This is a genomic window from Portibacter lacus (assembly GCF_021533215.1).
Classification (GTDB): domain Bacteria; phylum Bacteroidota; class Bacteroidia; order Chitinophagales; family Saprospiraceae; genus Portibacter; species Portibacter lacus.
In genome coordinates this window covers 1-13,595 of the sequence record NZ_JAJNKA010000015.1, presented here as the reverse complement: position 1 = coordinate 13,595, position 13,595 = coordinate 1, and the positions used below count along the sequence as shown (strand labels likewise).

Genomic DNA, 13,595 nt, shown 5'->3' with positions numbered 1-13,595 from the left:
ACACATTATTAATTTAATAAACATATGAAAATTATATTCTATATTTAAATTCTTGATTAAGTAATATTAACAAATGACCTCAAAAGTTAGTGGCAAAAAACATAAGCAGAAACCTAAAGAAGTTTCCTACCAAAAAGCATATATAATTAGTGCGGCAATTATTGCTGCTATTTCCTTACTTATTAGATATTTCGCTTTTGACTCTCCTATTATGAGGGATGAAGCTGTATATTCTCTTCTAGGAAATAAAGTCATGCAAGGAAAGATTCCATTTGTTGATTTCTTCGAAATGAAACCACCTTTACTTTATTATTGCTACGGATTAGGTGGCTTAATTTTCTCTTGGTCAAGTTTTGGACTAAGGATGCTAGGTTTATTTCTAACAATTGTTAACACTGGACTACTCATTCTAATCGCTAAAAAATTTAGTTCTTGGTCATTCTCATTATTGGTAGGAAGTGTGGGGCTATTTTTAGCACAAAACATTTTCAATTTTTACACAGAGACAAATTCTGAACTTTTTATTGTAACCTTTTTACTTTCAGGAATTTATTTCCTGTTCAGAAAAACATCGAAGTGGAATTTCCTATATCTCTTTTTAGCAGGTTTTTTTATTGCGGGAACAGCGTTGATTAAGCAGACTTACGCATTATTAGGAATCGGTGCAGTATTATTGATAGTCATCGAACATTACAGAAAGGATGGATTTTATCAAGGAGATGGCATCATTAAGAATGTGGGTTCCCTTGCACTAGGTGCAGTTTCTATAATTACATTATGCCTCATTCCTATCCTTCTTACTGGATCACTAGAAGATGCTATTTACTGGACGTTCACTTACCCTTCTACTTATAGTAGTAAAATTTCATGGGGAGAAGGAAGAGAATATTTGAGGATCTTTGGAGGTTGGGTTTTTAAATATCAATTGTTCACGAACTCACTGCTCTTGCTTTCTGGTATTGCAACACTAATTTTATATAAAGCCAAGTTTTATTGGTTCATATTAATCCCATTTTTTCTAGCTCTAGCATTAATTTTTCCAGGATTAAGATTTTATGGCCATTACTGGATACCGGTATATGCAATAATGCCACTTTTCCTAATTGGTCTAAAAACTGTATTAGAAAAGTATAAGATCAAACAGACTTCCATCATCATCTCGCTTAGTTGCTTGCTAATGGTAGCGGGTGATATCGGCAGAAATGGAGACAAGTACTTTGAGCGTGACTACGCTAAGAATACAGCATTAGCAAGGAGTAATAATTTGCAGAGCATCATGTTTCAAATGCTGAATGAACTAAAAAAAGAAATTCAACCACATCATACTTTTGGAGTTTTTGGAATTGATGCCAATGCTTACTTCTTTATGGAAAAGAAACCTGTCTTTGATCAGATATATCCTGTAATGATTGCAATGGATAATGAGAAAAATAGAGTTTATCAAGGAGAAGCTATCGAGGAATATAAAAATGCGAATGTTGACTATGCATTTTATGCATTGACTGGAGAATCATGGAAAAGTTCTAACGTCTCTAATGATTTCTTATACAATCAAACATTCTATTACTTAAGAAATAATTATGAACCTTTAGTTGTTTTTAATTATGATGAAAAAAAGTTCTATAATGTAAAAGCAGGGGATTCATTCGACTGGTTTAAACCTAATCAAGTCATGACTTTAAAACGAAAATAAGTGGAAGGGGAACCTAAGATCATAGAAATGGAAATGCATGGCAAGGAAGAAGAAGGTTATTTGTCAATATTTGAAAATCAGAAAGTACTCCCTTTAATAAAGCGCGTTTTCTGGACATACCACACACCTAAAGATGTAACAAGAGGAAAACATGCCCATCTTGAAACTGAAATGATATTAATTGCTGTGGCTGGTTCTATAGATATTAACACCATTGACGCTCTCGGGAAAAAAAATGAATTTCAACTATCTACACCTAATCAAGGATTATACATACCCAAGATGTGCTGGCATGAAATGAAATATTCAATAGGTGCAGTACAATTGGTTTTATCTTCTACCATTTATGATGAAAAAGATTACATTCGTTCTTTTAGTACTTTTTCTGATTTGATAAAAATTTAGGCTTGAGTAAACCGTTTAAGGATATTTTAAAGAAAATTTCCACATTCTTAGGAGTGGGAGCTGTCGTTACTTCACTTTCACTAAGTACAAATTTTGTTCTCTTAAAGTATTTCGAAACACCTCTATTTCTGACCTATATTTGTGTCTACGCATTTTCAATCATGCTTTCTTTTCTTTTAAATAGCACTTTCACTTTTAAGACAGTTATTAAAGTAAAAAATATGATCACCTACTATTCCATTTACATTACTGGACTCATATTAGGTGTTCTCATCATGAAATTATTTACCCACTTTCTATCCTTTGAGAATTACATATATCCTTTCTTAGTGCTTCCCTTTACCACTATCTGGAACTTCACTATTGCAAATAGATTTTTGTCAAAAACATAGTTTCTCAGCAATAACTTATTAAAAATTAACATCATATAGGATTTATAAGATACCTTTAACTAGCTATTTGCCATCATATGAATCAGAAATTACTAAGCATTGTCCTTCTTTCATTTCAAAGTGAAAGCAGGTTAGAAAATACAAGTAAGCTAATCATTGATGCAATGGAAAAGGAATCCATTCCTTTCGAGCTGCTCATTATCGATGATGGCTCTTCTGACCAGTCTTATCCAAAAGCGAAAGAAATTGCTCAGAAAGATCAAAGAATAACAGCTTATCGACTAAGTAGAAACTATACCAGTCCCTATGTGCAATTTGCTGGAATTAAGCTAGCTAAAGGAGCATGTATCGTTACGGTTCCTGATGATCTGCAGCGTCCTCTGAATGTCATTATTAAAATGTATCGCCATTGGGAAGCAGGGGCCAAACTCGTTGTAGCCTATCATGATGTAAGAAATGATGGATACTTTAATGACTTCTTTTCTAATTCTTACTATAAGATGATGAATCGCTTCTCAGATATAGAATTCCCTCCTGGAGGTGCAGATGGTTTTCTAGCCGATCGAGAAGTTATGGATATTATCAACGATGAAATAAGTCCACGAAATACTACTCCTCTTATAGAAGCATTAAGGCTAGGTTTCGAACCTGAATACTTTGCCTATAAGAGACCACCTACAGTTGGCAAATCAAGATGGACATTTAAGAAAAAATGGAGACTTGCATCAGATAGTTTCTTTAGTAGTTCTAATTTTCCGATCAAGTTTATCATCGGTATAGGATTCACAACTGCCCTCATTTCTTTTCTAATTATTGTGATTATTATAGGTGCTAAACTTTTCAGTAATAATCGATTGTTCGGTTTGCCGATTCAAGGATGGGCAACCATAGTAGTTCTCATAAGCTTTTTTAATGGACTTGTTCTTTTATGTCTGGGTATTGTTGCTGAATACATCTGGAGAATTTATACAGAGGTCAAATCAAGACCTGGATACATTATAAGAAAGAATGATGAAGAATAGAAAAATACCATATTTATCATTCGATGGCATTCATGATGAAATCGAAGAAGAACTTATCCGAGCAGCCAGTGATGTAATTAAAAGTAAATGGTATATCCATGGAAAGTCCTGTCTCCAATTTGAGAAAGAATACGGTTCATATTCTGGGAGTGATTATGCAGTAGGTGTTAATAGTGGCTTAGATGGTTTAATTATTTCACTTCAATGCCTGAATATTAGAAAAGGAGATGAGGTGCTGGTTGCTTCTAATGCATATATTGCGTGCTGGAACGCTATTGCAAGAGTAGGTGCTACCATTGTACCTATAGAACCTTCCTCTAGAACTTATAACATTGACATTAATAAAATAGAAGAACGCATCACATCCAAGACAAAAGCGATAATGGCCGTCCATCTGTATGGACAAATGTGTGACATGGATGCTTTAATAAATCTTGCTAAAAAATACCAGCTAAGTATCATAGAAGACAACGCACAATCTCAAGGTGCTTCTTACAATCACCAAAAATCTTCTTCTATCGGACAGATCTCCTCCACCAGCTTTTACCCTGGAAAAAATTTAGGAGCATTAGGAGATGCCGGTATAATCACAACTAATAATTCCGAGTTGGCTGAGAAAGCTAAAAAATTAAGAAACTATGGTTCTTCAGTAAAATACGTGAATGAAGTTATAGGTCATAATTCTAGACTGGATGAAATGCAGGCAGCGCTATTGTCTGTCAAATTAAAATATCTGGATCAATGGAATGCGCAACGGCGCGAAATAGCCCAATGGTATAATGAAAGACTTGGCCATGAATGGGCTGCTATTCATCCTTCTAATGTATGTCATGTGTATTGCATTCAATCCGAGGCTAGAAATGAATTGCAAAAGCATCTTAATGGACATGGAGTTCAAACACTTATTCACTACCCTATTCCACCTCATTTGCAACAAGCTTATGAACATCTTAACTATAAAAAAGGCGATTTCCCAATTGCAGAAAGATTAGCTGAACAATCATTAAGTCTTCCCATTTATCCTGGATTGTCAGAATCAGACATAGATTACATCTGTGATCTAATACTAGAGTTTAATTCAAAATAACTTCTGTTGCACCTCCATTATTCACATCATGAAAATGCTTCACTTCATCCATGCTTTTCAGGTAAGTCTGAATCGATGTTTTTAAGACACCTGTACCTTTCCCATGAATGATCGTTACATATTTAAGACCTCTATTCACAACCTCAGCCATGAAATTCTCAAAGGACTTAATCTGGAAATCAATAATCCTTTCCGGTAGCGCATTAGTCAAATTCGGATTTAGTCTTTCAATATGCAGATCTATCGTCGGTTCTAATTTTTTATAACCTAGTTTCTGGCTTAACTCTTCTTCTTTAAGATCGATCAATTTCTGATTATGAGTCACTTCTGGAAGCACTTCTACGTTTTCAAATTTAGATAAAACAACCTTTTGCTCAATCTCTATGCGCAAGCGGCCATCCTTACTTTGGCCCATAAACTTCCCTACCCTTCCTGACTTTTTCAAGCGGAGCAAATCACCAATCCATAAATCTTCGACACCCGACATTTTAATTGTTTAAAAAATATTAACTTGGTACAAATAAGAGTAATATGCAGCGAAAATACACACTAGTAATCATTTTGTGTTACTTATTCGTCTTTTTGAACGGCCAGATTAATATATCCCTTGATCTTCCAGTAGAAAACCTCCCTAGTGACGGTCGATTGCTCATGCTTATCTCTACCGACAACACTTCTGAACCCAGGTTCCAGCTAAGTGATAATGATAACACACAGCAAGTTTATGGTATAGATATAGAAAACCTTACATCGAAGCATCTAACGGTGAATACCTCGGAATTATATGGATATCCACTTGAAACATTTGATGAACTTCCAGAAGGAGAATATAATGTTCAATTTCTTTTCCATAGATACGAAACATTCCACCGTAAAGATGGACATATTGTTAAGCTCCCTATGGACCGCGGTGAAGGACAGCAATGGAACCGAGCACCTGGAAATAGCTTTTCTAAACCAATAAGAATCGCAAGCAAAGCATTGCAGAACTCATCATTTTCTATAACAGATGTGATTCCAGAAATCAAAGAGCCCGAAGATACCAAGTACATCAAACACATTAAAATACAAAGCAAACTTCTGACTGAGTTCTGGGGAAGGCCGATGTATTTAGGAGCACACATACTACTCCCAGAAGGCTTCGATGAACATCCAGAAGCGAAATATCCACTTGCCATAATGCATGGGCATTTCCCTAAAGATTTCGGAGGGTTTCGAGTAGAGCCTCCTGACGAAAATTTAAAACCAGAATATAGCAGCCGATTCGGTATCATGGGTTATAACAATATGGTTCAAGAAGAAGAACATCGATTCTATAAATTATGGACTGGACCAGATTTCCCAAGAGTTATCGCTATTGAAATCCAACATGCGAATCCATATTATGATGATTCATATGCGGTCAATTCTGAGAACCTAGGTCCATATGGTGACGCCATTACTTATGAGTTAATTCCATATATCGAAGAGCAATTCAGAGGAATTGGTGAAGGATGGGCTAGATTTGTATACGGTGGTTCTACTGGCGGTTGGGAAGCTTTAGCTGTCCAAGTCCTGTACCCGAATGAGTATAATGGATGTTACGCTGCGTGCCCTGATCCTATAGATTTCAGAGCGATGTGCTTAATCAATTTGTACGAAGATAAGAACGCATATTTCCGTCCTGGTACGTTTAAACAGACCCTCATTCCAGGGCATCGCGATTATTTAGGCGAAGTTTCTTCGACCATAAAAGATATGAACCAGCTGGAATTAGCACTAGGTTCTAAAAGTCGATCTGGCCAGCAGTGGGATATCTGGGAAGCTGTCTATTCACCCGTGTCAGCAGATGGATATCCGATGAGAATCTGGGATAAAAAAAGTGGTGACATCAATCCTGAAGTTGCAGCTTACTGGAAGGAAAACTATGATCTACGATACATCATGGAAAGAGATTGGAAAACACTAGGCCCTAAATTAGAAGGAAAAATAAACATTTACTGTGGTGACATGGATAATTACTACCTGAACAATGCAGTCTACTTGGCGGAGGCTTTTTTAGAGCAAACCCAATCACCTTATTACAGAGGTGATGTCGATTATGGTGACCGCGCTGAACATTGTTGGAATGGTTCTCATGAACTGCCTAATCACATTTCAAGATTAAGGTATCATGAATTTTTTATTACGAAATGGGCATCAAATATTAAAAATCGCGTACCTGTCGGTGCAGATTTATCATCTTGGAGATATTAATGAAGAAAGCACTTGTAATTTCTGGAGGCGGCTCGAAAGGAGCATTTGCTGGTGGAGCAGCAGAATACTTAATTAAGGAAGCGAAAATTGATTATGATATATTCGTAGGAACTTCCACAGGCAGTTTAATGATTCCCTTACTAGCTTTAGGTGAAACGGAACGACTTAAGGAAGCATATACTAGCACTATTCAGAGTGATATATTTAGTAGTTGCCCATTTATAGTGGATAAAGTAGATGGAGTTGTAGTCGACACCCACATCAATCACATGCGAGTAGCCTGGAATTTTATCAAGGGAAAAAAGACATTCGGTGAAAGTAAGTCCTTGCGAAAACACATCACAAAGTTCTTCACAGAAGCAGAATTTAAGCGACTGAAAGCAACGCATGAAAAAGTTATTGTAACGGTATCTAACTTGACTAGGAATGTGGTCGAATATAAGTATGCTAAGGATTACAATTATGAAGATTTTTGTGACTGGATCTGGTTGTCTTGCAATTTTGTCCCATTCATGAGTCTGGTAGAAAAAAATGGTTTCGAATACGCAGATGGTGGTTTTGGAAACTTGATTCCTATCCAAGAAGCTATAGATGCTGGCGCTACAGAAATAGATGTTATCGTCCTTAATCCAAGGCTTCAGATTACCAATAAAGCGAAGTCCACTAATGCGTTCAACCTACTAACTAATGCGATAGATTTCATGATTAATCAAATTGCCCAGGACGATATCTACCTTGGTTTACTAGAAAGCAGACATTCGAATATTAAAACTAGGTTTTTCCACACTCCAAAGCTTTTAACGGAAAACTCCTTTGTTTTCGAGCCAGAAGAAATGAAAGAATGGTGGGAGCAAGGATATAATTTCGTAAAATCAAGACTACCAAAATAAATCTACCCCAATTGTTTTTAATCTAAATTTTATATTCTTATATTTAAGATCTTGATATAACACTTCCCTTTGAGCCAATATCTAATGTACGACTTGAAGTCGACAAGATTAAGTGTTGTAGATTAGATACGCTAGATTTATCTAGCGGGAGTCTTCTGAGCAATTGGAAGACTTTTTATTTTAATAGCGCTATGTGAAATGCTAATATTCCTTCTACAAATTGATATTTACTACTGATACTCCGATAAGAAGGGCTGATATGATAACCTAAACCTCCACTTATAAATATCCTCTGGAATTTCTCAAACTTCAGAGTTACTCGACTAGAAGCACCCAAAGACGTTGAAAACTTATTGTAATATAATGGGACGCCCACATAAACTTGAGAGCTACTCCCTACAGCTATTTTTTCAGATTGATAGAATGGAATGTTAAATGCCTGGCTCACTGAAACCTCACTTCCCCATGGCACAGACCTATAATTCAATCCCGTAGCATACTTGTCATAGAAATATGTTAATCCAATTCCAGAATACGGAGCAATAATTGACTTCCCGTAATCTTGAGTAAGTGTAGGAAAACTTTCTAGGTCAATGGTTAACCTCTGTGCTATTCCATTCACCGAACAAGCAAAGACAACTACAAATGCGATGACAAACCTCATTGTGCTAAGATTTTAGACATGATTAAAATTGACGTTGATTGTTGTTCTTCTCTAGTAATCGTGGATTCCCTATCACCTTTCTGAAAACCATAGTTGCCGAAATTACCATGATTACCACCTTCTATTTGATAGAAAAAACTTGTGCTAGCTGTCTTTTCGATGAAATCTATATCTTCTACATCTACTGGATTATTGAATTGATCTCTAGAATTAATCAATTTTTCTAAATCCGCAACACCGTCATTAGAACCAAATAACACAATCGAGGTCCCTTCGAAAGATTTCAAGTCTGTACTTTCAGAAGGATATGCAGCTAATAAAAATAGATTTTCATACTCACTTGGATGATCATTGATAACAAAACAAGCCACTGCACCACCTAACGAATGACCGCCGACACTCCACTCTTTAATATCTGGAAAGGCTTTTTTTATTTCCTCTGCATGATTGATATTCAAAATTGCCAAATTATATGGGACTTTCGGTATAAAAACAACGACATCATCACCTGCTACCGCTGAAAGCATATTAACATAAGCGAATGGATCCACCAAGCCACCTGGATAGAAAATTAAAGCCTTCGAACCTTGATCACCAATTTTGATATACTTAATCGTTTCCGTGAGAGATGGCGTTTCATCACGATCAAAATCTTCCGGAAAGTAGCTGCAAGATTGGAAGATAAAAAGGAGCATTAAAACAATAGAACTACTTCTTAATTTCATATAAAACATGTTTCGACAAAGGATCTTCAGTTACTAATAATGGATGATTAAACGTTTCTATTTTATTCATTCCAATTTTTATCATGACATTTTCAGAAGGAATATTTTTTTCTGGTGTCATACTAACAATTCGATCTAGATCAAAGTTTTCGAAGAACCACGCTAAAGTTCGCTTAGCTCCTTCTGTAGCATATCCATTTCCCCAAAAGTCCTTATGTAATCTCCAGCCTATATCTACTGCTGGTGCAAAAAAAGCATCATAACTTATTGTTTTCACTCCAATAAATCCAATAAAATCAGCGGTATCAAGTTTATCGACAGCAAAGTAGGTAAATCCGTATTCCCGATAATGTTTCTGGAAACCGCTAATAGATAGCTTAGCACTTCGCTCATCTAGCCAAAATTCTTGAGGAAAGAAGCGCATCACTTCAGGGTCACTGCTTAATTCAGTGTATATCTTAAGATCTGTTTCCTTCCAAAGTCTAAACCCTAATCTTTCAGAAAAAAATAAATATCCCTCTTGCATCATATTTAAATTTACCTTATCTTTATTGTACAGTTACAGAGAACGAACATATTATATTTTAGACCTGTTCATCTTAGACAAATTTTTGCAAATTCTCTGTTGCTTTCTAAAGCAGTGCAATAAAAGATTCAATGTCTAGTCTGATATAATGAACATTCTATTAAATATTTTATGTGTGTCTTAACTCATAAATCCAACTTGAGTTATCAAAAGACACGGAGCTAAGCCGAATGATTTCGACTTAGCTCTTTTTATTTAAGCTATAACTGAGAATAACCTTTAGCCACAAAATAGTTGTTAACAGTCATCGCTGACAATGCAACGTTTACTCCCTCTAATATTTGATCACGATCTAAGTTTCGAACATGCATCGTCTGTCCGCACAAGTAAAATTCTACGCCTGCTTTCTGCAACTTCGAAATCAAATCTGCATTTGGATTATCAACATCGTATTTTTCGTTGTGAAATTCATCGTCCATAATATCACTGCTCGCAGATCCGTGCACTACGGCAACAATTTTCATATCTGAAACATCAACACCCAGATTAGCATGCATATTTATGAATCTAGCGATCGTATTCAAGGATGTATTTATTTTTTCAGGATTTGAATTCTTCTGATAAAGGTCGAATATTACTTTGTATTCTTGGTCAGCATCTATTTCAAAATCTGGGTCCTCTATTTCATAAGTTGCTCCATACCCAAATATAACTGGACCTTCTATCCTATTTTCACTTTGCCCAAAAACCCATTGACCTAAAAAAGAGAGTAAAACAATTAAGTAGATTTTCATATTTCTATTCCTTTTAATTTTCTATACATTTCCATCGCATATGCATCCGTCATTCCAGAAATATGATCTAAAACATTCATTGTTCTTAGATACAAATTTTGATCATTAATATGATTTTGGAACTGCTTAGGAATGAGCGCAATGATGGTTTTATCTAACGATGACCTATTCGATTTCAATACTGCTGGAAGAAATATATTCAGCAACTCTGACATCACATGAAATCCCGCTACTTCTATTTCCAATACTGACGGATGACGGTAGATTTCTTCATACGATATCCGCTCTAAGGCTTCTAATGCGTTTGATTTATTTTCAATTTCATTGACCAGACTCGAATCGAAGTTCCCTTCTATGATAGCCACTTTATTATTCATAAACTCCTGAACAGAAGCAATAACTAGAGCACTTATGCACTTAGCTCGAAGGTAGGCAATCGACTCATTTTCGTCTATAATCCTTTCAAATGTGGAGACTACTTGGTCATGTCTGACTTCTTCTAAATCAAGTTTTTTAATTAAATCAAGAAAAACGCTACTTACTCTTTCTTTTGATAGTAATCCAATTCTATGTGCATCTTCCATATCGATAATATTGTAACAAATATCATCTGCCGCTTCTACTAAATATACGAATGGATGCCTCTTAAAGGTCGCCTGATCGCCGTCAGGAATAAATTCTAATCGCTCTGCAATACTTTCAAAAATAGCTTTTTCAGACTGGAAAAACCCATATTTCTTTCGATGTTTAATTTTCTTATCTCTATCACTTGATGAGCAAGGATACTTTAATATCGAGGCTAAGGTGGTCAATGTTAGACCAAGACCGCTCTCAGACTTACCTCCGAAATGCTGGGTCAATACCCTAAGCGCATTCGCATTTCCTTCGAAAGAAGTAAGATCAGCCCACTGAGCTTCAGTGTATCTAGACCTTAATGATTCGTGTTCTATGTTGGCTTCTGCATTTTCCACAAAATAATTAGAAATGGCTTCTTCACCTGAGTGACCAAATGCAGGATTCCCGATATCATGTGCAAGGCAACCAGAAGAAATAACTGAGGCTAGATCTTTAGCGTAAAATGCTTCCGCATGGTTATCCAGTTCTACTTCAGGATCCTCTATTAAATGTTGGCCAACAATTTCACCGAGTGATCTGCCGACAGAAGCTACTTCTAAAGAATGTGTAAGTCTATTATGTACAAAAGTAGTCCCAGGAAGCGGGAAAACTTGAGTTTTATTTTGCAATCTCCTGAAAGAAGATGAAAAGATAATTCGATCATAATCCTTTTGGAAATTTGACCTACTATCCTTTTTAACGGGAGAATTTGATAGACTTTCTCCTGTAAAACACGAATTCCAATTCATAAAAATCAATTATCTGCAATAATATCAAATAAAATCCACCTTTACCATTCTAATGATTCATAATCGATGGGAATGTATTGAAAATCAAATTTGAAGGGTGTAGGATAATGGATTCACTTAGAATTCATCAAGATTGCAATTTGATTTCCTGATTTTTATTTAAATTACAAATCAGGTAGAATATTGGGTTAAAAATCAAGAAAATGGCTGCAGTAAAATCGGTAGAGGAATATATACAGAGACATACAGAGAGAAAGAATGAGCTCGAAAAGTTAAGAAGTCTATTATTAAACCTTCCCTTCGAAGAAAGCATTAAATGGGGAATGCCATCCTATGGCTTCGAAGGTAAGAATTTAGTTGGAATCGGAAGTTTCAAGAATTGGTCTTGCTTATGGTTTCATGAGGGGGCGCTTCTCGAGGATAAATCTAAGGTTTTAGAAAATGCTCAAGAAGGAAAGACGGTAGGTATGCGTCAATGGCGATTTGCGAATTTGGAAGAAATTGATGAACCTCTAGTAATCGCCTATTTAGAAGAAACGATTGAGCATAAAAAATCAGGAAAGAGTATCACTTTCAAGAAGAAAAACAAAGTACCGATCGAAATTCCAAGCCTACTCTCATCTCATTTCGATAGCCATCCAGATCATTTAAAAACATTTGAGAATTTTACGACTAGCCAGAAAAATGAATTTAGTAATTATATAATAGATGCGAAGCGAGAGAAGACGAAGTTAGATCGGCTGGAGAAAATTAAAGTTCTACTTGGGGAAGGGAAGACATTGAATACTTTGTGGGGAGGCAGATGATAGTAGATAGTGGATAATGGATAATGGATAGTGGTTAGAGAAAAAAACTCATGGTATCACATCCAGTTACCTGTCCGATCACCAGCGGATGCTATGAATGTTTTTTTGGGAGTACAGCTAATTGAAAAATTATTTTACGAGAAAAAACTCATGGTATCACATCCTGTTACCTGTCCGATCAACAGCGGAGGCTGTGTATGTTTTTGTTGAGGAGTTAAATAAAAAGTTTACTGCATGCAATATAAGTATCCCGCAGATTTCGCAAATCACGCAGATTCATAATCTTTCCTCTAGAAAAAACTCATGGTATCACATCCTGTTACCTGTCCGATCAACAGCGGAGGCTGTGTATGTTTTTTTGGGAGTACAGCTAATTGAAAAATTATTTTACGAGAAAAAACTCATGGTATCACACCTGTTACCTGTCCGATCAACAGCGGAGGCTGTGTATGTTTTTGTTGAGGAGTTAAATAAAAAGTTTACTGCATGCAATATAAGTATCCCGCAGATTTCGCAAATCACGCAGATTCATAATCTTTCCTCTAGAAAAAACTCATGGTATCACATCCTGTTACCTGTCCGATCACCAGCAAAGGCTATGTATGTTTTTGTATGTTTTTTTGGCTAGAATTAAAGTCCGTAGGACTGACCTTGTTTGTAACATTATCCTCCTTCACAAACAACAAGGAGCAGCGCACCGGCATTGTTATTTACTAAACTTGAATTGATGGCTTCTCTTACCAACAAAGCCGGTGCGATGCACCTCAACTTCCTTGTTAGATCAGAGTTATAAACAACTTCGGTCCGCTGGACCTTGCTTAGGATTAACTCCACTTCATTCCGTTGATCCCAAGTGCTCCCGAAGATTAAAATCAAATTATTGATTTCTTTATTCAACGCAACAGCGTTGAAACACAAATGGCGAATTAAATTTTCAAGCTTAGGATTAACTCCACTTCGTTCCGTTGATCCCAAGTACTCCCGAAGATTAA

At 36.0% G+C, this 13,595-nt stretch carries 15 protein-coding genes; 8 read left to right on the top strand and 7 right to left on the bottom strand.

Features of this window, described 5'->3' with window-relative positions; translation table 11 throughout:
- Positions 1 to 73 precede the first annotated feature (73 nt).
- The 5 genes from L2586_RS20440 to L2586_RS20425 all read left to right on the top strand — a co-directional run bounded on the left by L2586_RS20440 (position 74) and on the right by L2586_RS20425 (position 4,599).
- Positions 74 to 1,693, top strand: a complete 1,620-nt coding sequence (locus L2586_RS20440) for a glycosyltransferase family 39 protein (protein WP_235294812.1) — start codon at positions 74 to 76, stop codon at positions 1,691 to 1,693.
- A complete protein-coding gene (locus L2586_RS20435) occupies positions 1,694 to 2,098 on the top strand; it encodes a sugar 3,4-ketoisomerase (RefSeq protein WP_235294811.1) in 405 nt (134 codons plus the stop codon). It begins immediately after the preceding gene.
- 53 nt (positions 2,099 to 2,151) lie between these two features.
- On the top strand, positions 2,152 to 2,490 hold the full coding sequence (locus L2586_RS24875; RefSeq protein WP_394804427.1) for a GtrA family protein: 339 nt from the start codon (positions 2,152 to 2,154) through the stop codon (positions 2,488 to 2,490).
- 77 nt (positions 2,491 to 2,567) lie between these two features.
- Positions 2,568 to 3,512, top strand: a complete 945-nt coding sequence (locus tag L2586_RS20430; RefSeq protein ID WP_235294810.1) for a glycosyltransferase — start codon at positions 2,568 to 2,570, stop codon at positions 3,510 to 3,512.
- Entirely contained in the window at positions 3,502 to 4,599 is a 1,098-nt protein-coding gene (locus tag L2586_RS20425; protein WP_235294809.1) for a DegT/DnrJ/EryC1/StrS family aminotransferase, read from the top strand. The genes L2586_RS20430 and L2586_RS20425 overlap by 11 nt, the downstream gene beginning before the upstream one ends.
- Here L2586_RS20425 and L2586_RS20420 read toward each other — a convergent pair.
- Positions 4,586 to 5,086 (bottom strand): Smr/MutS family protein, encoded by a 501-nt coding sequence (locus L2586_RS20420; protein ID WP_235294808.1) that lies wholly within the window; start codon positions 5,084 to 5,086, stop codon positions 4,586 to 4,588. The genes L2586_RS20425 and L2586_RS20420 overlap by 14 nt on opposite strands.
- Before the next feature lie 44 nt (positions 5,087 to 5,130).
- Between L2586_RS20420 and L2586_RS20415 the strand changes: the two genes are divergently transcribed.
- Together L2586_RS20415 and L2586_RS20410 are read left to right on the top strand one after the other, a co-directional pair.
- A complete protein-coding gene (locus tag L2586_RS20415; protein WP_235294807.1) occupies positions 5,131 to 6,834 on the top strand; it encodes a hypothetical protein in 1,704 nt (567 codons plus the stop codon).
- Entirely contained in the window at positions 6,834 to 7,724 is an 891-nt protein-coding gene (locus L2586_RS20410; RefSeq protein WP_235294806.1) for a patatin-like phospholipase family protein, read from the top strand. Before L2586_RS20415 ends, L2586_RS20410 begins: the two co-directional genes overlap by 1 nt.
- Positions 7,725 to 7,899: 175 nt before the next feature.
- Here the strand turns inward: L2586_RS20410 and L2586_RS20405 are convergent, their stop codons facing one another.
- From L2586_RS20405 to dgt, 5 genes are all read right to left on the bottom strand, one after another.
- Positions 7,900 to 8,388, bottom strand: a complete 489-nt coding sequence (locus tag L2586_RS20405) for a hypothetical protein (protein WP_235294805.1) — start codon at positions 8,386 to 8,388, stop codon at positions 7,900 to 7,902.
- A complete protein-coding gene (locus L2586_RS20400; protein ID WP_235294804.1) occupies positions 8,385 to 9,113 on the bottom strand; it encodes an alpha/beta hydrolase in 729 nt (242 codons plus the stop codon). Before L2586_RS20400 ends, L2586_RS20405 begins: the two co-directional genes overlap by 4 nt.
- A complete protein-coding gene (locus L2586_RS20395; RefSeq protein ID WP_235294803.1) occupies positions 9,097 to 9,639 on the bottom strand; it encodes a GNAT family N-acetyltransferase in 543 nt (180 codons plus the stop codon). Before L2586_RS20395 ends, L2586_RS20400 begins: the two co-directional genes overlap by 17 nt.
- Positions 9,640 to 9,899: 260 nt before the next feature.
- A complete protein-coding gene (locus tag L2586_RS20390) occupies positions 9,900 to 10,433 on the bottom strand; it encodes a DsrE family protein (protein WP_235294802.1) in 534 nt (177 codons plus the stop codon).
- A complete protein-coding gene (gene dgt / locus L2586_RS20385) occupies positions 10,430 to 11,797 on the bottom strand; it encodes a dGTP triphosphohydrolase (protein ID WP_235294801.1) in 1,368 nt (455 codons plus the stop codon). The genes L2586_RS20390 and dgt overlap by 4 nt, the downstream gene beginning before the upstream one ends.
- Positions 11,798 to 12,000: 203 nt before the next feature.
- On the opposite strand from dgt, the gene L2586_RS20380 reads away from it, so the two are divergent.
- Positions 12,001 to 12,603, top strand: a complete 603-nt coding sequence (locus tag L2586_RS20380; RefSeq protein WP_235294800.1) for a YdeI/OmpD-associated family protein — start codon at positions 12,001 to 12,003, stop codon at positions 12,601 to 12,603.
- A gap of 663 nt (positions 12,604 to 13,266) precedes the next feature.
- Here L2586_RS20380 and L2586_RS20375 read toward each other — a convergent pair.
- A partial coding sequence (locus L2586_RS20375) for a hypothetical protein (RefSeq protein ID WP_235294799.1) occupies positions 13,267 to 13,595 on the bottom strand: 329 nt, incomplete at its 5' end.